General features: G+C 44.3%; 19 protein-coding genes. 6 read left to right on the top strand and 13 right to left on the bottom strand.

All coding sequences use genetic code 11. The features are described 5' to 3' along the window. Positions 1 to 20: 20 nt before the first annotated feature. The 5 genes from ACJJIL_RS14815 to ACJJIL_RS14795 form a co-directional block, all read right to left on the bottom strand. Entirely contained in the window at positions 21 to 1,823 is a 1,803-nt protein-coding gene (locus ACJJIL_RS14815) for an acyl-CoA dehydrogenase (RefSeq protein WP_445360061.1), read from the bottom strand. A gap of 170 nt (positions 1,824 to 1,993) precedes the next feature. Continuing rightward, positions 1,994 to 3,067 (bottom strand): MJ1255/VC2487 family glycosyltransferase, encoded by a 1,074-nt coding sequence (locus ACJJIL_RS14810; protein ID WP_445360060.1) that lies wholly within the window; start codon positions 3,065 to 3,067, stop codon positions 1,994 to 1,996. Further along, entirely contained in the window at positions 3,064 to 3,570 is a 507-nt protein-coding gene (locus tag ACJJIL_RS14805; RefSeq protein WP_413664977.1) for a phosphatase PAP2 family protein, read from the bottom strand. The genes ACJJIL_RS14810 and ACJJIL_RS14805 overlap by 4 nt, the downstream gene beginning before the upstream one ends. Positions 3,571 to 3,955: 385 nt before the next feature. Further along, positions 3,956 to 4,093 (bottom strand): DUF1653 domain-containing protein, encoded by a 138-nt coding sequence (locus ACJJIL_RS14800; protein WP_445360059.1) that lies wholly within the window; start codon positions 4,091 to 4,093, stop codon positions 3,956 to 3,958. 90 nt (positions 4,094 to 4,183) lie between these two features. Further along, complete coding sequence (locus ACJJIL_RS14795) at positions 4,184 to 4,546, bottom strand: DUF3301 domain-containing protein (protein ID WP_444898052.1); 363 nt, start codon at positions 4,544 to 4,546, stop codon at positions 4,184 to 4,186. A gap of 13 nt (positions 4,547 to 4,559) precedes the next feature. Here ACJJIL_RS14795 and ACJJIL_RS14790 point away from each other — a divergent pair, with 13 nt between their 5' ends. From ACJJIL_RS14790 to tmpT, 3 genes are all read left to right on the top strand, one after another. Next, on the top strand, positions 4,560 to 5,255 hold the full coding sequence (locus ACJJIL_RS14790; protein ID WP_445360058.1) for an SDR family oxidoreductase: 696 nt from the start codon (positions 4,560 to 4,562) through the stop codon (positions 5,253 to 5,255). 360 nt (positions 5,256 to 5,615) lie between these two features. Next, a complete protein-coding gene (locus ACJJIL_RS14785; protein WP_413664981.1) occupies positions 5,616 to 6,125 on the top strand; it encodes a DUF1097 family protein in 510 nt (169 codons plus the stop codon). Between the two features lie 240 nt (positions 6,126 to 6,365). After that, a complete protein-coding gene (gene tmpT, locus ACJJIL_RS14780; protein ID WP_445360057.1) occupies positions 6,366 to 7,004 on the top strand; it encodes a thiopurine S-methyltransferase in 639 nt (212 codons plus the stop codon). A 19-nt stretch (positions 7,005 to 7,023) separates the two neighbouring features. Here tmpT and ACJJIL_RS14775 read toward each other — a convergent pair whose 3' ends face one another. From ACJJIL_RS14775 to ACJJIL_RS14765, 3 genes are all read right to left on the bottom strand, one after another. Continuing rightward, positions 7,024 to 7,356 carry a GIY-YIG nuclease family protein gene (locus tag ACJJIL_RS14775; protein WP_445360056.1) on the bottom strand — a complete coding sequence of 111 codons (333 nt, stop codon included), beginning with the start codon at positions 7,354 to 7,356 and terminating at the stop codon, positions 7,024 to 7,026. After that, entirely contained in the window at positions 7,331 to 8,422 is a 1,092-nt protein-coding gene (locus ACJJIL_RS14770) for a PA0069 family radical SAM protein (RefSeq protein WP_445360055.1), read from the bottom strand. The genes ACJJIL_RS14775 and ACJJIL_RS14770 overlap by 26 nt, the downstream gene beginning before the upstream one ends. A 154-nt stretch (positions 8,423 to 8,576) precedes the next feature. Further along, a complete protein-coding gene (locus ACJJIL_RS14765) occupies positions 8,577 to 9,032 on the bottom strand; it encodes a hypothetical protein (RefSeq protein WP_445360054.1) in 456 nt (151 codons plus the stop codon). Between the two features lie 318 nt (positions 9,033 to 9,350). On the opposite strand from ACJJIL_RS14765, the gene ACJJIL_RS14760 reads away from it, so the two are divergent. The 3 genes from ACJJIL_RS14760 (at position 9,351) to ACJJIL_RS14750 (ending at position 13,384) form a co-directional block, all read left to right on the top strand. Continuing rightward, the gene (locus ACJJIL_RS14760) at positions 9,351 to 10,634 is read left to right on the top strand and encodes a condensation domain-containing protein (RefSeq protein WP_445360053.1); all 1,284 of its coding nucleotides are present in this window, start codon (positions 9,351 to 9,353) and stop codon (positions 10,632 to 10,634) included. A 480-nt stretch (positions 10,635 to 11,114) separates the two neighbouring features. Next, positions 11,115 to 12,089 carry a hypothetical protein gene (locus ACJJIL_RS14755; protein ID WP_445360052.1) on the top strand — a complete coding sequence of 325 codons (975 nt, stop codon included), beginning with the start codon at positions 11,115 to 11,117 and terminating at the stop codon, positions 12,087 to 12,089. A 50-nt stretch (positions 12,090 to 12,139) separates the two neighbouring features. After that, entirely contained in the window at positions 12,140 to 13,384 is a 1,245-nt protein-coding gene (locus ACJJIL_RS14750) for a cation:proton antiporter (RefSeq protein ID WP_445360051.1), read from the top strand. A gap of 128 nt (positions 13,385 to 13,512) precedes the next feature. Here the strand turns inward: ACJJIL_RS14750 and ACJJIL_RS14745 are convergent, their stop codons facing one another. The 5 genes from ACJJIL_RS14745 to ACJJIL_RS14725 form a co-directional block, all read right to left on the bottom strand. Then, positions 13,513 to 14,142: a LysE family translocator gene (locus ACJJIL_RS14745; RefSeq protein ID WP_445360050.1), complete on the bottom strand. Its 630-nt coding sequence runs from the start codon at positions 14,140 to 14,142 to the stop codon at positions 13,513 to 13,515. Between the two features lie 91 nt (positions 14,143 to 14,233). Next, complete coding sequence (locus tag ACJJIL_RS14740) at positions 14,234 to 15,091, bottom strand: AraC family ligand binding domain-containing protein (protein ID WP_445360049.1); 858 nt, start codon at positions 15,089 to 15,091, stop codon at positions 14,234 to 14,236. Positions 15,092 to 15,235: 144 nt separating this feature from the next. Next, positions 15,236 to 15,463, bottom strand: coding sequence for a hypothetical protein (locus ACJJIL_RS14735; protein ID WP_444915986.1), 228 nt, complete (start codon positions 15,461 to 15,463; stop codon positions 15,236 to 15,238). Between the two features lie 555 nt (positions 15,464 to 16,018). Beyond that, positions 16,019 to 16,330 carry a hypothetical protein gene (locus tag ACJJIL_RS14730; RefSeq protein ID WP_445360048.1) on the bottom strand — a complete coding sequence of 104 codons (312 nt, stop codon included), beginning with the start codon at positions 16,328 to 16,330 and terminating at the stop codon, positions 16,019 to 16,021. 94 nt (positions 16,331 to 16,424) lie between these two features. Then, the gene (locus ACJJIL_RS14725; protein ID WP_444942285.1) at positions 16,425 to 17,024 is read right to left on the bottom strand and encodes a thiamine biosynthesis protein ThiC; all 600 of its coding nucleotides are present in this window, start codon (positions 17,022 to 17,024) and stop codon (positions 16,425 to 16,427) included. Positions 17,025 to 17,033 lie beyond the last annotated feature (9 nt).

Genomic DNA, 17,033 nt, shown 5'->3' with positions numbered 1-17,033 from the left:
TTGCTCGACAAGTCGTTTAACTAGAACCAATTTTCCTGCATGTCGAAAGGAACGCTATTGCCTGATTTCAGCAGTGCGATAGCTGTCTCTGTTTTTGGTAGCTCCCATTCAAAATAGTATTTAGCAGTGTGTAATTTACCCTGGTAAAAATCCTGAGCTTCACTATTAGGATTCTTTTCCAGTGCTTTTTCTGCGATAACTGCCTGCTGTAGCCACAACCAGGCGACTACGGTACAGCCAAATAAATCCAGGTATAGGGTGGCATTACCCAGGCCGCGATCCACATCTTCCTGAAGCTGGGAGAATAATGCAAAACTTGTCTCATCCAACTTTTCCAGGGCTTCTTCCAGCATTTTGGCCATAGATTCGAGCTTAGGTTTATCCCTGGCCTGCATAATCGTATTGCGGATCTCTGCCTGTAACAGTTGGTAGCCAGCAAGATTTTTTGACGGTACTTTCCGGGCCAGTAAATCCAGGGCATGGATGCCTTCTGTACCTTCGTGAATTGCGTTAAGGCGATTGTCTCGATACAACTGCTCTACCGGGTATTCACGAATATAACCCGCTCCCCCCAAAACCTGAATCGCCAACTCATTAGCTTTTAGGCAGTACTTGGAGGGCCAGGATTTTACTACGGGAGTTAGCAGATCGAGCAGTGTTGCAGCATTGTTGCGCTGCTCTTCTGTAGGGGCTGTATGCTCATCCTCGTAAAGTGAGGTGGCATAAACACTCAAGCTTAAGCCACCTTCAGCATAGGCTTTTTGCATCAGTAGCATACGGCGAACATCGGCATGCTGGACGATAGGGACCTGTTTGGATTCAGGATCTCGGTTAGAGGGCATACGCCCCTGCGGGCGGCCCTTGGCGTACTCAAGAGAGTAAGTGTACCCCTGGTATCCAAGTACAGAAGCGCCAGCTCCCACACTGATACGGGCTTCATTCATCATTTGGAACATATACTTCAGGCCCTGGTGGGGTTCACCGATCAGGTAGCCTATAGCGCCACCGTCCTCACCAAAACTCAATACCGTTGATGTGGTATTGCGGTAACCCATTTTATGTAGCAGGCCTGCGAGTTTTACATCATTGCGTTTTGCCGGTTTCCCCTGCTCGTCCAGAAGGAATTTGGGAACCAGAAAAAGTGATATTCCCTTCACACCTGCGGGTGCGCCTTTAATTTTTGCCAGAACCAGGTGAACGATATTCTCAGTGAGGTTTTGATCGCCACCAGAAATATACATTTTCTGTCCGTGAATACGGTAGCTGCCGTCTTCTTCTGGTAAGGCGCTAGTGCGAATGTCTGACAGCGCGGAGCCCTGATCCGGTTCAGTTAGTGCCATAGTCCCGGCAAAACGTCCGTCCAACATTTGTGGAAGGAATTGCTTTTTAAGCGACTCGCTGGCGAAAGTGCGTACCAGATTGGCCGCGCCAATGGTCAAGAACGGGTAGCTAGCACTGGCAACGTTTGCTGCGGCCATATAAGCGAGTGCTGTGCGCAGAATAACTTCTGGCAATTGCAGTCCGCCTTCCTCTGCATCACAGTGAGCGGCGAGAAATCCTGCAGAGGCAAAAGCATCCCAGGACTGTTTGGTTTCTTCGATAACGCTGACGTTTTCACCATCAAAGCTCGGTTCAATCGCATCGCCTTTGGCGTTGTGATTAGCGAAAAATTTTTCTGCAATGGTGTGTGCGGTATTCAGTGTTGCATCAAAAATTTCACGGGAATGATCACTGTACCGAGGGCGATTGATTAGGGCCTCGGTATCTAAAAATTCATAAAGTAAAAAATCGATTTCACGCTCGTTGAGCAGCTGATGGGCCATGTTTACCTCTTACATTATTCTTTTTGGGTAATCCGTTTAATTTCCAGGTAGTTTTCCATTGAATATTTTTATGCTGGAACTCTACGATTCAAGTGTATATGTAAACGTGGAGAGGGTGCACTGGGCAATGACTGATTCTATGAATAGACTTGGCGATTATTAGAGTGCTTTTACTCGGATATTCTTTGAAATACTGGTGCTGCTTCTGCAACGGGCTTTGGTACCACCTTGCGCCACAGTTGGGAGGATAGTTCAGCTGGGCTTTGTCGGCACCCGGAAGCAATCCAGTTGCCCAGTGATTGAGCCACATCAGGCCAAACTATCCGAAGTGGAGGGGGGCAGTTGGCTAGCCACTTGTCGATCGTATAGGCATTTATCTGTTTTACGATTGTGGCCAGTTTGAGCTGATCGAGCGCTTTGGCATTGGCTTCCTGCTCAAATTGATTGGCGAGAGGCCTACTGAGAATGGGTTTTCCCAGAGCCAGGGTTTCAGCCAATAATTCAAATCCGCTATTGCAGATTACTGCTTTAGAGGTTGCCAGATCCTTCTGAAAGCCATTAATTGAGGGGGCCTTAACTTGAATATTACTAGAGGTAGGTAAATTGTGGGGTATACCGTAGACGATAAACCGATAGGGCAGCCTGGAAAGTTCGTCCAGCATCGGAATAGGCTGTTCGAAAGGCAAGTAAACTAGAATATGTTCACCCAATTCTTGGGAGAGTTCAGGTTTCTGAGGGACGATTGGCGGTAGTATTGGGTTGCCGAAGTGGTGCCAATGTAAACCGATACTTTCTTGTGTTGGGGCAAATGATTTTAGTACTGTGCGGGATGCCCACTTATTGCGAGGTGCAGGGATCGGGAATTCAAAGGCGTATTGATGGCCGATACCGATGCTGCGTTTTTTCTTAAATTTCGCTGCCCAGGCCGTAACAGGTTCATAGTCACTGATAATTAAATCAAAATTATTAACCGGCAGTGTTCTTATATCCTTGATGAATCTTACTGCATTGATGTTTCGTAGTGTTGCGAAACTATTCAAGCGGCCGTGACTGTGGATAAAAGTCATTCCCTCCCGCCACCAATAGTCTCCAAAAGAAGACATCTCAAATAAGCTTTCTCTTGGACGGCCTGAAAATAACCACTGGACCTCGAGATTTGGATACTTTTCGAATTGCTTAGCCAGCGCACGGGAGCGACTGATGTGCCCATTACCCGTGGATTGAACGCCGTAAAGTATCTTCATAAAAAGGCAGCACTCACAATTAAACTGACACTGGTCCCCAAAATAGCGCCGGCACAAATATCAGACGGGAAATGAACTCCCAGGCCAACCCTGGCGGCTCCGACACCGGTGGCCCAGATATAACCGAAGCTCCACATAGGGCTCACCTGTATAGACATCGCGGTTATAAATAGGAAGGCGCATGAGGTGTGGCCCGACGGTAAGCTGAAACGATCGTGCGCCACAATTACGGGACGCATGCCCGGGATTGCTTGGGGCGGGCGAAGTCGTCGTGTCGTGTTTTTTATCCCCCAGTACAATCCGCGTTCCAAGGCAACTGCGGTACATGCCAAGTACAGCAGTTGAATGGCTGAATTGAGCCATACATAGGTGAATAAAAGTGCCCCGGCTGCCCACCCATCCCCAGATTTAGATAGCCACAGATAGCGCCGGCGAGAGCTGGGGCGTGATGCCCGCTCAACCATATACAGCACTATGGACACATCAAAACTCTTTAGATTCATCGGTAAGCCTCGCATGCCGACAAGTTACAAATCGATTATTGCACGGACTTGACCGATTTATGTCGCAATAATGAAATCTTGACCAGGCGGGAAGAATAGAATGAAAGAGCTTATTTCAAAGGCTGAAAGATCCAACGAATAGTTGGCGCAAAATTATTCCAAATTAAAATTATAAGTAATTCGATTAATAAACACTGGGGGTTTTCGGGGTCAGTTGTAAGCTGATAGTACACCTGAGTACCAGCAAGTTAGACAAAAGATTGAGTTGGATTGGGTGCAGATATAACTGGAGAAAGTTGCTTATCTTATTGGAAAAAATAATAGACAGATAAAGTGACTTTGGAGGAAGCATGGCCCCTCCAAAATTAATTATATTTCAGTCAGGTCAGGCAGCTATGTCAAATGCCTGGACTAATTCAAAGCGTGGAGATTTAACGCCATTTTTAGAAACTGTTTCATTAAATGTTCTTTGGGGTCGCACCCAGACACCATAGCTTCCATAAAGGGCTCGGTACACAACCATAACTTCTTCGGATTCACTATGTTTTGCGGTATAAAACCTCGTACAGATTTCCTTTGTAGTGACGATATATGCCGCGTTGCATGGGTACCTCTAACTTACGTGGTGGGGGGCAAGCTGTAGCTGTTGGATGCGATTCCCGTGAAGTACAGCAGTGCCTGAATAGCGATGTTCGCCTGTAGAAGTAAACTCAAACTTGTAACTGCGGTGAAGGCTGAAAAACCCCCTCTTATCCTTTTTGATTCGAGTACGAACCAAAAGCACGGTGTCGTCTAACAGTTGGACACCGAGCTGTCGGCAGTGATCAGAAGCGGCTCGCCGGACGTGCTCTTTAGCGGCCATACTGGCCCAGATATACCAAAGAACCACAAAGAACAGGGAAAGCCACAGTATGTCGCTGAGAGTGTAATACATTGCTATACAGTTGCTATGATCGCTTTCCTGCAAGAATACCATTTAAGGAGCGCCAATGTCCGGCACGATTTTAATTACTGGCTGCAATCGCGGAATAGGGCTTGAGTTGTGTGCCCAGTTTGCCGAAATTGGCTGGAAGGTCCTGGCTTGTTGCCGGGAACCGAAGAAAGCCGCTGAGCTCGCGATGTTGCAAGAGCGCTACGCCTCGATACAGTTGATTCGCCTAGATGTGACCGACTACGAACAGATGATCTCTCTAGGTAAGGCCTTTCGAGGAGAGCCGATAGACATATTGCTCAACAATGCAGGCTACTACGGGCCGAAGGGCGTGGGATTTGGCGCTGTTGACCGCGCAGAGTGGCGTCGAGTTTTAGAGTCCAACACTATCGCCCCCTATATGATGGCAGAAACTTTTTGTGACAATGTTGCGGCCAGTGAGCACAAGCTAATCGCGGTGATGAGCAGCAAGGTTGGGAGTATCGCTGATAATCGCTCTGGCGGGGGATATATCTACCGAACTTCAAAGGCAGCCGTAAACCAGGTCGTCAAAAGCTTATCTATCGATTTAGAGCCGAGGGGAATCACGGTTCTCGCTTTGCATCCGGGGTGGGTAAAAACAGCTATGGGCGGCCCCGGAGCACTAATTTCTGCTGAGGAAAGTGCCGGCGGACTAAAAAAGCTGCTTTTATCAGCAACGCCAGCAAAAACGGGTCGATTTTATAACTATGACGGGACAGAAATTCCCTGGTAACGCTTGTAATGGGCTGTGACAAAACTCCTTTGAGAATCTAATAGAATGCAGCTCCCACACTCTGCCGGCCTGAATACGAGGTCGCTTGAGTAGCCTTGATCAGTCGAATTTATGCATTTCAACTTTTTTGCATATGACCGGCGGGTGAGTCTGTTTTATCTGCTTCGTGCTACTGCCTGCTGATTGCAAGATTGGGCAAGAATACGGAAGAAGTTTTCTATCCCCCAGAGTGGGAACTAGCTGAAAATAGCTTCATATCAAGGAATGGTTCTGATAGATCCTTTCAGAGTGTTGGCGGGTTTTACGTTTTAGGCAAGGAATCTTACCTCTTATCAGGGTGTCCTCGAAGGAGTGGAAATCATGAAGTGGCCCAGTGTTTTAACCAAGCGTAAAAGCTTGTCCCCCCAGTTACTGAAGTCACCAATCCTTGCAATTCTCATTGTTGCGGCACTCGTCGGTTATCTGGGAGGAATGCCAATATGGGTAGCGGTGTTGGGTGTTATTGCCTATTACTCCAGGGGGCGTGATTGGCGGGCAGGTGCCTACAATCTCGCATGTGTGGTGACCGGGCTGGGGTTGGGGTTGGGCGCTCAAACAGCGGCACATAAATGGCAAATTGACCCAAGTATCCTGGTTGGGCCGATTGCACTTCTCTTCTCGATTATCAGTGTATGGGCAATGGGAATGGTGACCGGTATTCGGAATGTCACCAGCTATGCCATTGGTATCATTATTGCGTTTCTTGCGCAGTTGGACATTACCTTGGATGCCTATTTTCAACTGATTGCAACGGTATCTATCGGTGCAGCATTTGCCGGCCTGATTGATATTTTATGGCCGCGTCAGCAACGAGCAGTAAGGACTTGTTGAAAGATGAATCTGAGTGCTTGAGGGAAAGGGTTGTAAGGGGTTCAGTAAGATTGAATAGAGGTGTAGTTCAATGTTAAAACGTATATTGCTATCTACAGCAATGGTATTTGTTACAGCTTTGGCGTTTACTGAACCCTATGAGTCTGAAAGTAGTATCGAAATGGAATACTACAGAACACTTCTTCATTGATGTAATTCGTTTCTTATCTATTTTTTTACCTTGGATTGTAGGAGCCAGTTGTGAAGGAAGAATTTTGGCATGATAAGTGGAAAAGAAATGATATTGGCTTTCACGAGGCGGCCGGCAATTCGTTGTTGACAGAATTCTTTTCCAGTCTCTCTCTGTCTCCGGGTGATCGGATTTTCTTGCCGCTATGTGGCAAAACGAAAGATATTGCTTGGTTATTAGAGCAGAATATCTCAGTCGTTGGCTGTGAACTCAATGAGGAGGCCGTGAAGCAGCTCTTCAGTGAAATGGCAGTAATCCCACAGGTAAGCCAGGTTGGTAATCTGAAGTGCTACTCTGGTGCCAACATCGATATTTTTGTTGGCAACATATTCGATTTGGGTAGAGAGGAGTTGGGGCCGGTTGTAGCGATTTATGATCGGGCTGCACTGGTAGCCCTCCCCACAGATATTCGTGAGCAATATGTCAGCCACTTAATGGCTATTACCCAAGTCGCACCTCAACTCCTCGTATCCTTCGAGTATGAACAAGCTCAGATGCCTGGCCCACCTTTTTCTGTTGGGAGCCGTTTGATTTATGAATATTACGATGCCGATTATAGCCTACAAGTATTAGCGACAAGAGACGTTGTTGGTGGGCTTAAAGGCAAGGTTCCCGCAAGAGAAGAGGCATGGTTGTTAACACCAAAGTGATAATGGCTTTCTCAACAAGCTAAATTTCTGGCAGGGAATGAGAGCCAAGTATTAGTTTTTCCTTTTTTGATTTTGGCCACTTCTTAATGGCTATTTCCATTTTCAAGGCGGTTGATTTATCGGGTAGCCCCACAGAGAACACGAGCGTAAGGGGCCCCTTACCTCGTAGTGCTTTTGCCGCCTTTGGGCCATCACTACAGTGCTCAGCAAAACGCCTCTCCAAATCATTGGTTATACCGGTATAGAGTGTTCCTCTGGCCGTTCGAACAAGATAGAGAAACCAATTCACCCTCAGCCCTTCCTTCTTTTTTATATAGCCCATAGATTCAAGAGAATAAATCCTGCTGCTCATTAGTGCGAGGCGGTGGCTTGAACTGGGAGCAATCCAAGGTAAGGCGCCGATGATCCAAACCCAGCTTTTTCATTGCCACTTGAAAGCGTCTCTGGAGTAGTTGAGCAAATATGCCAGTGCCAGTTCGCCTTTGGGAAAATTCACTTTGATAGTCCTTACCTGCACGGCTTTGCTGCACCAGGCTCATGACATGCTTTGCTCTTTCTGGGTAGTGTACCTCTAACCATTCCCGAAATAGAGGGGCAACTTCATAGGGGAGGCGCAATAGGATATATGCGGCTCTTACAGCCCCTGATTCCCGCGCAGCAGCAAGAATCGACTCCAGTTCACAGTCATTGAGAGCGGGGATCATAGGCGCAGCGAGTACTGCGGTAGGAATGCCCGCTGTACTCAGCTGTTCAATTGTTCGCAGACGAGCAGCAGGGCCAGCGGTCCTTGGCTCAAGCTTACGCTTAAGGGCATTATCTAGCGTGGTCACACTAATGGCGACTTGGGCCAAGTTATCTTGTGCCATTTCTGCCAGCAGTGGGAGGTCTCGCAAGATTAGCTGGCTTTTGGTGACAATGGTTACCGGCTGGCGAAACTCCTGCATAAGCTCCAACAAACTACGGGTTATCTCTTTCTCTCGTTCCAGAGGTTGATAGGGATCGGTATTGGCTCCCAGAGCGATGGGACTGCACTGGTAGCTGCTCTTTCGTAGTGCTTTCTCTAAAAGCTCAGCAGCATTTGGCTTGTAGAAAATCTTGGTCTCGAAATCGAGCCCTGGCGATAAATCCATGTAGGCATGGGCTGGGCGGGCATAGCAATAGATACAACCATGCTCACATCCCCTGTAGGGGTTTATCGATTGGGAGAAAGGGATATCTGGAGATTGATTAGTCGAGATAATAGTTTTCGCCTTTTCCTCAATGGATGAGGTTATTAGTCTCACCGGCTGATCAGGCTCCACTTGCCAGCCATCAGTTTCACGGGAGCTGGAAAGTTCAGCAAAGCGCCCAGGGAGGTTAGAAGCGGTTCCTCGGCCCTTGCATGGGGATGGCGCTTTAGTGGAAGGATGATCTGACATTTTTTTAGCGATAACTGTATTAATGTACAGTTTACGCCTTAATTTTGAAGGATTGCAAGCCTTAGCGGATTTACCTGGAGAGGAAAATAAGTCTGGATTTGGTTTCCCCAAGAGGCAATGCCTCTTAGGGTCTAATTGTGCTCGTAAATACTGCTTAGGCAGTGACTGCGGGGTTATATTTCGATTCCATTGTCAGCCCGGGTCTTTCGTCATCCCAAATCATATGCACTACCTTCCAGGATTCGCCATCGTTCAAAAGCTGGATACTATTTATCCCTCTTTTTAGGAATTGGGTTTTCTCCTTATCGCTCCAGGCTTCATAAACACTGAAGACATGAGCAATATTTCCAAATTGCTCGATAATGTTGTGTATTTCAGCTTCATAGAAAGGGCGATCTGCAATTAGATTTTCAAAATTTTCTGGATATTCTTGGACGCTGAGGATAGTAGACTGGGGCTTGCCATTGCTATCCACAAATGTGCGTATCATTTTTGCATCAGAGGAAAATAATGATGCCTGTCTTTCCCAGTCTCGCTGAAAACCCGAAGAACCAGAGATTCCACTATATAGTTCGTCAATAACCTCTTGTATTCTCATGTTATTTTTCATATTTCTATCCTTGTCTAATTTCAATTGAGAACTTTGATTATCTAGCTGGTGACCTTGAGTTAATATTTGACTCTATTTTGTATATTGAAAATACCCATGTCGGCTTGTTTGAATATTTAGCGCTATCATTAGTGAGCAGATTCAAAGCTGTCATTATGATATCAACTGAAAGTGAGCTTATCTACAAAGCCGCTAGGTGTACATTGCTACGAGATAGTGTGTCACTTCTCTTCTTATGCCGTAATTGTTTGATTTATATGTACTTTTATTATTTTCTATAATTGGTATGAATGCCTATTAGGTACGGTAGCTTCAACCATGAAATCGGAGATACCCTCTCGGGAGATGGGACGCCAAGAAGCTCTTTTTGTAGAGCTGTCTAGGCAGTCAAAAGGGGGCTTGCAACTTATTTCTTTTATTCGAGTTTGTGAGCCTCTAGCAATTGATACGCTACGTTCTGGCCTTAAAATACTACACCAGTATCATCCCCTCTTGCGAGCCCGCGTCGAGAAAGATAATAAATATCGTTGGGTTTGTGATGTGGACTTTTCCGAAATCCCTATAGATGTGTACCGGCTAGATGAGGAGATGGATTTTGAGAGAGAATACTCAAACCAAGCCAAAAAATATATAGACAGTGATAGATATGCATATTGTCTAAGTATATTTTGCAATCATGAAGGTTTAGTGCAGTGGGTTATTGTCAATAATATTCATGCGATTATGGATGGTCGTTCTATTATGACTCTGTTTTTGCAGTTGGATCAGTTAGTGCAAAAAAATAAACCCTTTAGAGACAATAAAACGCTACCTCTTGGGGAAAGCATCGCTAAAAATTTAGAAGTCGCTGGATATGTAGGTGAAAACCATATATTTCATGAGGCGGATGATCAAAAATTAAGCTGGCCTGTTGAGAAGGTTGCACCGGCAAGTAAACGGCAGGCTGGTGCAATAGCGAGACTATTGTGTCCTGAAGATCTCCATCAGCTAGCAAAAATAGGTAAAGAACGAGGAGTAAAGTTAACTGCAATTCTTTGTGCAATTGCTTCCATTGCTTCAGTAGTCCTACCAACCTATAAAAAGGGAGAGGAGATTATTTTAGCTTTAGATGGAAGAGGCTTATGTACCCCCCCGATCCCATTAGAGCACATTGGTTCATTTTCGCAGACTACTCAGTTATCTATTCCTGAAGATCCTACATCGGTTGATATCATAGATTTTGCTGAAAATTTACAGTCCCAAATATACACGGTACTAACTAAACAACGTCCGCTGGCAAAAAAAATAGTGTCTGAATACACTGTTACTGAAGTGGAGAATATGGCGAGAGAGACAATCTTAGGCTCTGAATCCTTCTTTGCTGGTATTTGCGTATCTAATGTAGGAAGTTTGAACAAATTAGGTGGGAGGATGAAGTTTTTTGATATCGAAAAAGGAATGGTGACTCAAACTAATGGGCTAAACCCATTGACGGTCATTTCGTATACAACCAATAAGAATTCGGTTTTTGTGTTTGGTTACTGTGAACCACTTTTAAGTCGAAACAGTGTTCTTCTGTATATAAAGCGGTATATGGATATTATTGCTGGTCTAATTCATTAATTTTTATACAGGGTTTCTAGATTGCTTTCTTGTTTTTATGTGAGGGTTTCAAGGGGAGATTGAATTATTCTTGTATTGTGTTGTTTAAGCTATCAATTTAAATACATAGATTGCTAGGCGCATTTTCTATTTCTTACTCGGTTGCGGTAAGTTTCTCCATAGTGGTGATGACGGTTTGGTGGAAAGAAATTCTTGTAGAGATTATTAATAATCGATATTCATACGAAGGTTAGTTGAATTCCATTTAAGTGAGGGATAATAAGATATCTATCCATTAGCAATGTATATTTAATCTATTATCTGTATAGACGAAGGAATCAATCGACTGTTAACTAGATTGTGCTTGTGCTGACTGTCTTAGTGATCTGCTCTCTGTATCAATAGCCAATATCAACAAACAGTTTCTAACTATTTTCCTATACTGAGGAGAGTGCTTCTTGTATCACAGGTGATTTACCAGTTAGCAAATGTGAGGCCTGCATGGAGAATGAGCCACTCTCATGTGAGTTGGGGCCCCAAGAAGCTCTATTTATTGAATTGACTAATAAGTCTCGCGGTGGAACTCAGCTAATATCGTGTGTTCGCCTCCGCGATTCTGTTACTTTCGAGCAATTTTGCAGAGGCTTTACCTTTATCTATAGAAGACACCCAATGCTTCGGGCGAGGGCCAAGAAGGGCACCAAGGCTTCTTGCATTTGTGATGTTGAATTTGCAAAAGTGCATCTAATCATAAAGTATTTAAATAAACCATTAGAGTATGAGATTGAATACCTTTGGCAGCAAAATCAATTTATTGACATAGAAAACTGCGTCTATGAGATTATCTTGCAAGTTAACGTGAATGATGAAGTTGAGTGGGTCATCATTGTAAGCAATCATACTGCATTGGATGGTCAGTCAATATTGGTATTTTTTTGCGATTTAGACAGGTTCCAGGAGAGGGAGGGAAGCTATACTTGCCAAAAACCTAAACTGCTAAGAAAAAGTGAGGGTGAGTATTTTAATTTGTCTGGATTCAAGGATGTCGATTTATTTAATGTGCGGAAATCTAATAGCTGTAGTAAATGGAAAGTAAAGCAAGCGGTACCCATTATAGGAAGAAAAGGATACTCAACACTTAAATTGATATCCCCTGAAGCTGTTGCCGTTTTTGCTGCGCAATGTATATCTACATTCCCAGAAATCACTATATTTCCTGTTGGTATTTGTGTTTCTAATACCTGTAGTATGCAGCGATTATCTGGTGGGCTTAAATACTTTGAAATTGAGTCAGGCATTGTCGTACAAGTCCACGTTGCCCACCCGCTAATGGTAATTACGTATACCACAAGTAGAAACGCTATTTTTGTATTTGGATACTGTGAGCCCCTAACTAGCCATGAGAGTGCGCACTTTTATGTGGAGTCTTATATAGAACTTGTAAAGTCTCTACTTGTAGATGAGTGTGTTCAATGAGAGTGTGTCTGTATTCGAAGTGCGAATGCACTGGCAATGGGAGTTGACAAGTGAATGATATAGTCACTGTTGTAGGGCAGGGGTTATATCTCGCTGCCGCTGCAGTTATTGGACTGGGCATTGCAAGGATCTTACGTATTGATAATACACTTGGCTGTCTTGTCGCAGGAGTGCTGGCGGCTTTGCTACTTCCCATAATTGACTATGATACAGGTTTGCGTGCAACCAGTATCAGAGAGCTGGTATTCTTTGTTATTTTACCGGTATTAATTTTTGAGTCCGCCTGGCAGCTGGAACCCAAAGTCTTAAAGCGCTGGATTGGACCTGTACTGTTATTCTCTACACTCGGTTTGGTTATTTGTGCAGTTCTTATTGCAGCAATTACTTATTACGGCATTGGTCATCCAGAGGGTTTTCCTTGGGTAGCGGCCATGCTAACCGGGGCTATTTTAGCGGCTACTGACCCTGTTTCTGTAGTTAATAAGTTGCGTCAGGAAAAAACAGGAGAAGATCTCTTAACCTTGGTGGATGGAGAGAGCCTCTTCAATGATGCTGCAGCTGTAGTGCTCTATTCGTTAGTATTAGGGCTAGCTACCTATGGTATTGTAGAAAGCTCGTCGATGGGGGCTGCAGCTCCTTCGTTGGACGCGACTTCAGTGACACTATATTTTTGCATGGTATTTTTCGGTGGCGTTGCGATTGGGCTTATTTTTGGCTTGATAACCACTCTTGTCATATTGTTTCTACGATCTCCCAGTGCGGCTTTAATGACTTTAGTAATCGCTGCATTTGGTAGTTTCTATTTGGCGGAAAGTATCTTTCATGTATCAGGTATCATTTCGGTAATGATATGTGCAATTGTTGCTCGAGCGTGCTTAAGCAAGCAAAATAACACCTATTTGATTAATGCGGGTCCAACCTGGGAGTGGATGGGGTTGTTTTTTACCGGCATTATTTTTGTGATTATGGGATTGGTGATAACTTTTGAGATGTTTACCCACCAATGGCTGGCAATGCTTATTGCTACAGCGGCTGCTTTAGGAGCTAGAGCATTATCTGTATTCTTAGTGGCACCTCTGACACGCTTTGTCGGCCCCCCTATACCGAAATCCTGGCGACTGTTAATGAGCTGGGGCGGGCTGCGAGGGGTTATTGCGGTCGCTCTCGTGCTTTCTCTTCCAGTTGAATTGCCCTATTGGTGGACAATTCAATCTATGGTATTTGGCGTGGTCCTTTTCTCCTTGTTGGTGCAGGGGACTACCAGTGGCCGCTTGATTCATAAATTAAACCTTTGAGCTAAGGTTTCAAGTCATACAGCATTTCAATCTATGGTATTTGGCGTGGTCCTTTTCTCCTTGTTGGTGCAGGGGACTACCAGTGGCCGCTTGATTCATAAATTAAACCTTTGAGCTAAGGTTTCAAGTCATACAGCATTTAGGCTAATAGCAGTGGGGTTATCAGCAATTAACCACACAGCGACAAGAAGCAGGCTGAGTGCAAAAAGCTTGTTTTGCAGATTTCTATTTTTATCGTTGATAAGTGCTTTCGATAAGGTCCGACCAAAAGCGATCCATGAGAAATGTGTCACAAAGTTGAGTATGGTGATCATAATAATCAAGGTGATAACACTGCTTTCATTGCTCTCCTCTTGCTTTGGTGCGAACACAGAGAACATAGTAATTACTATCATCCAAGCTTTAATATTCATACTTTGAATCAGCATTCCCTGCCAAATACTTACCGATTTGGTGGCAGTTTTTCCAGGCTCTTTATTAGGCTTTATAAAAACGTAAGCAAGGTAAATTAAGTAGATGGCACCAGTCCACTGTAAGAAGGTCATTACCATAGGGTAGTGAATTAGCCAGCTCATAAATCCGAAGCCAACTAATAAAGCCTTCATTAGAAATACAATGTCTATGCCTGCCAGTAAAGGTAAGGAGCGACGAATACCCAAGCTGGCTCCGGCTGCTGCAAAGGTGATATTGGCAGGTCCCGGGCTAAAAATTAGTGGGAACATTACTGCCAGCCAGGCTAATAGAAATTCTAAGCTCATATATATTACTCATGTCGTAGAAGAGATATCGCTATGAGAAATGGTTCACACCGTTTAACGGTGCGCTTTGTTTTCCCAGAGATAGGTGAGCTTAGAGAGAGTAGAAGGAAGGTTCTTGTACAAAATTGCGCTGTGCAGACTTCAAGTAGCGAGCAGGTGTGATACCGAATGCACGCTTGAAATTTCGACTCAAGTGGCTCTGATCAAAAAACCCACAGTCGATAGCCACCTCAGCCACCTGGGCTCCCGTACGAAATAATGCGCGGGCCCTTTGGGTTTTTAGGAGGATTAGGAATTGATGTGGAGGAACGCCAAACTGGGCATTAAAACTACGAATTAGCTGATATCGACTCATGCCAGTTAATTGGCACAACTCATCCAGTGTCACATTTCTTTGCCAGTTTTCCTGTAAATAAGCACGGGCCTTCAAGACTCCCTGTTTGTTAGACAATGCCTTCGGGTAGATCTTTTGGTCGCCGTGACGTGCAAAGAGCTGGCTAATCGCCAGCGTGAGTAGAGAGTCTGTTGAAAGGGATAAAGCGTTCATTTCAAGACTGCTATGTAGCTTGTAAAGGAGCTGAAAAAGCTCAGGATCATCTAATAGTGGCCCTTTCAAAAATGGTACTGGTGTTTGGTTGAATTGAGTGTGCTCTCTGAGGGTTTCCTCAATGAGCGCCGTGTCAAAGTAAAACATACGATAGTACCAACCGGAGTCACTTCCGGAAAAACCGGTATGAATCTCCCCTGGATTAAGCGCAGCAAGGGTTCCCTGAGGAATAGTCACTGTTTCACCGCGATAATCGAGCTTTTCTACGCCAGAAAGGAAGATTCCAATAGCGAGTTCATCATGCCAATGCTTGGCAAAGGAAAACTTATGGAAGTAGGCGTGAAAAAGCTCTATGCCGCAATGACTCGGACTTCGCCAAGCCTTAGAGAATTCCTTTCGCACTGATAACCCTCGTATGATAAATAACCATTACTTTACAGAAAGAAAGGGTGGTAAGGCAAAGTTACAGATGGGTGTGTAACAATTGAATAGTGGAGAGGTTCGAAGTGGTACTTTTGATGTCGAGTGCCTTTGTTTGGTAAGCATTTACCTTACGAAATATAAATTGCCCATTCTTACTTCATAGCTCACTGGTTTTATCCTACCCGTGTACCAGCCAGGATTTGAAACCATTGTTCCGTCCAAAGAAAACCAACCACCTTTACCCTCCTCAACGAAGGCATATTTCTTCCCATTTGAATAAACTCCTGATCTGTATCTGATCAATCTATAATACTCGGAGTCATCATATTTAACAGAAGCTTCCAGTACCACAGGATCACCTGTAGCAGAGGAAATATAAATAAAGACTGGCAATTCATCTCGCCCAAATAATTTTAGTTCATCTACTAATAAGTTATCTGTTGGGAAAGCTCGAAATTGATTTTTCCTAATGTAACTTACAGGTTTATTCTACCTAAATACAATTGACATATAGAAGGCTATGCCTGTTAGGAAAATAATTAAAGTAATTTTGGTTAGGGTTTTTCTTCGGATTTTATTCATGTCGTTTAACACAATAATTTTGAGCTCCGTGAAGAGGCAAATTTTTAATTTAAGCCTTCGAAGCCCAAGAATGGAGATCCAACCCTCATAGTAGGTGGCGTTGACTAGTCTTGTAAAGTGTAACGATGCTACTTGAGAATATCATTACGAGCATGTCCTTCTTTTTTGTAGATGGCTCCTTAGGAAAGCCTATGATCGGCTGGGAATGATTTTCTTATATATATTAACAGCCAAATACCTTGCCGAAATTTAATACTTTAGATAAGCGGCTTCTGAAAAGTAGGGTGAGTTGTTCTTTGCCGGGGGAGTGTAGTCGAATCTACGCTACCCTTTACTATTTTTCTTTGCCAGGTACTCCTTAAAAGTCCAATACTGTACCCTCTGCTTTTCTCTCTCCAGCTCATCCATGTCATCGGGTCCAATCTCACTCGGAAACGGTTTTGAAAGTATTGAGCGTACTTGCGCTAGCCTATCACTTACCCTTGCACTCTGAAAATAATCAATAATTTCATCTTTCCACGCCTCTTCACCAAAATCGTGGTGTACTTTATTCATTTGATCCAGTGAGACCACGAATTCATTGATATCTCTAAGAACCGACAGGATCTCTTCTCTACTATATATTAGTTCATCCACTATAAAGGTCTCTTTCTATAACGTCTTAAATGGGCGGCCGAGCAATCTGTTGTGAAGTCACGCTTGACTTGATTGTTAGATTGAATTTCGTATATTAGTCCTCTCGGGCAATAGTCAAAAGACAAATCGCCAAGAGTAAGGTTGCAAGAACACCCGATGCTCCAGCAACAGATGAGGGTAAATACGAATCACGTCCAAACGTAATCGAAATAGCATTAGCAAACATTGCAATAACGCCAACTGAGGCAGTCAAACCTCCCAGCACTTTGGAGTTCCCATTCATTTTGGCAACTCCAAAAATAAGAGCAGCAAAGCCCAGCAAAAATTTCGCCGCGTAATAGATCATAAATGAAAAAGCCACAACGGCCCCCGCTGCAGCTCCAAGCGCCTCTAATTGGCTAGCGACCTCCCGAAATGGCATAAACATAGTGGCGCCAATGCTAACTTGCACCACATTGAATACAGAGCTGAATGCAATAGCGGACCACCCTACATAGTGGTTTTTAGTCTGCACCATGGCCGCTCCAGCAAAAGCTGAAAGAATGGTAAACAGCAAGCCCTCCAGCCCCCAGAAAAGTTGCCGTGAGGGGTTAATCTCTGCAACATACAGCATGGTAAAGAGTGCCTGTGTAACTACTAGCGCCAACAGCAGAAAAGCTATGATTTGGATATTTCGCGCATTGGTGAACTTCATAGTTAGATG

The sequence above is a fragment of the Microbulbifer maximicatervae (SeqCode) genome (assembly GCF_052468095.1).
This window is presented reverse-complemented; position numbering and strand designations above follow the sequence as displayed.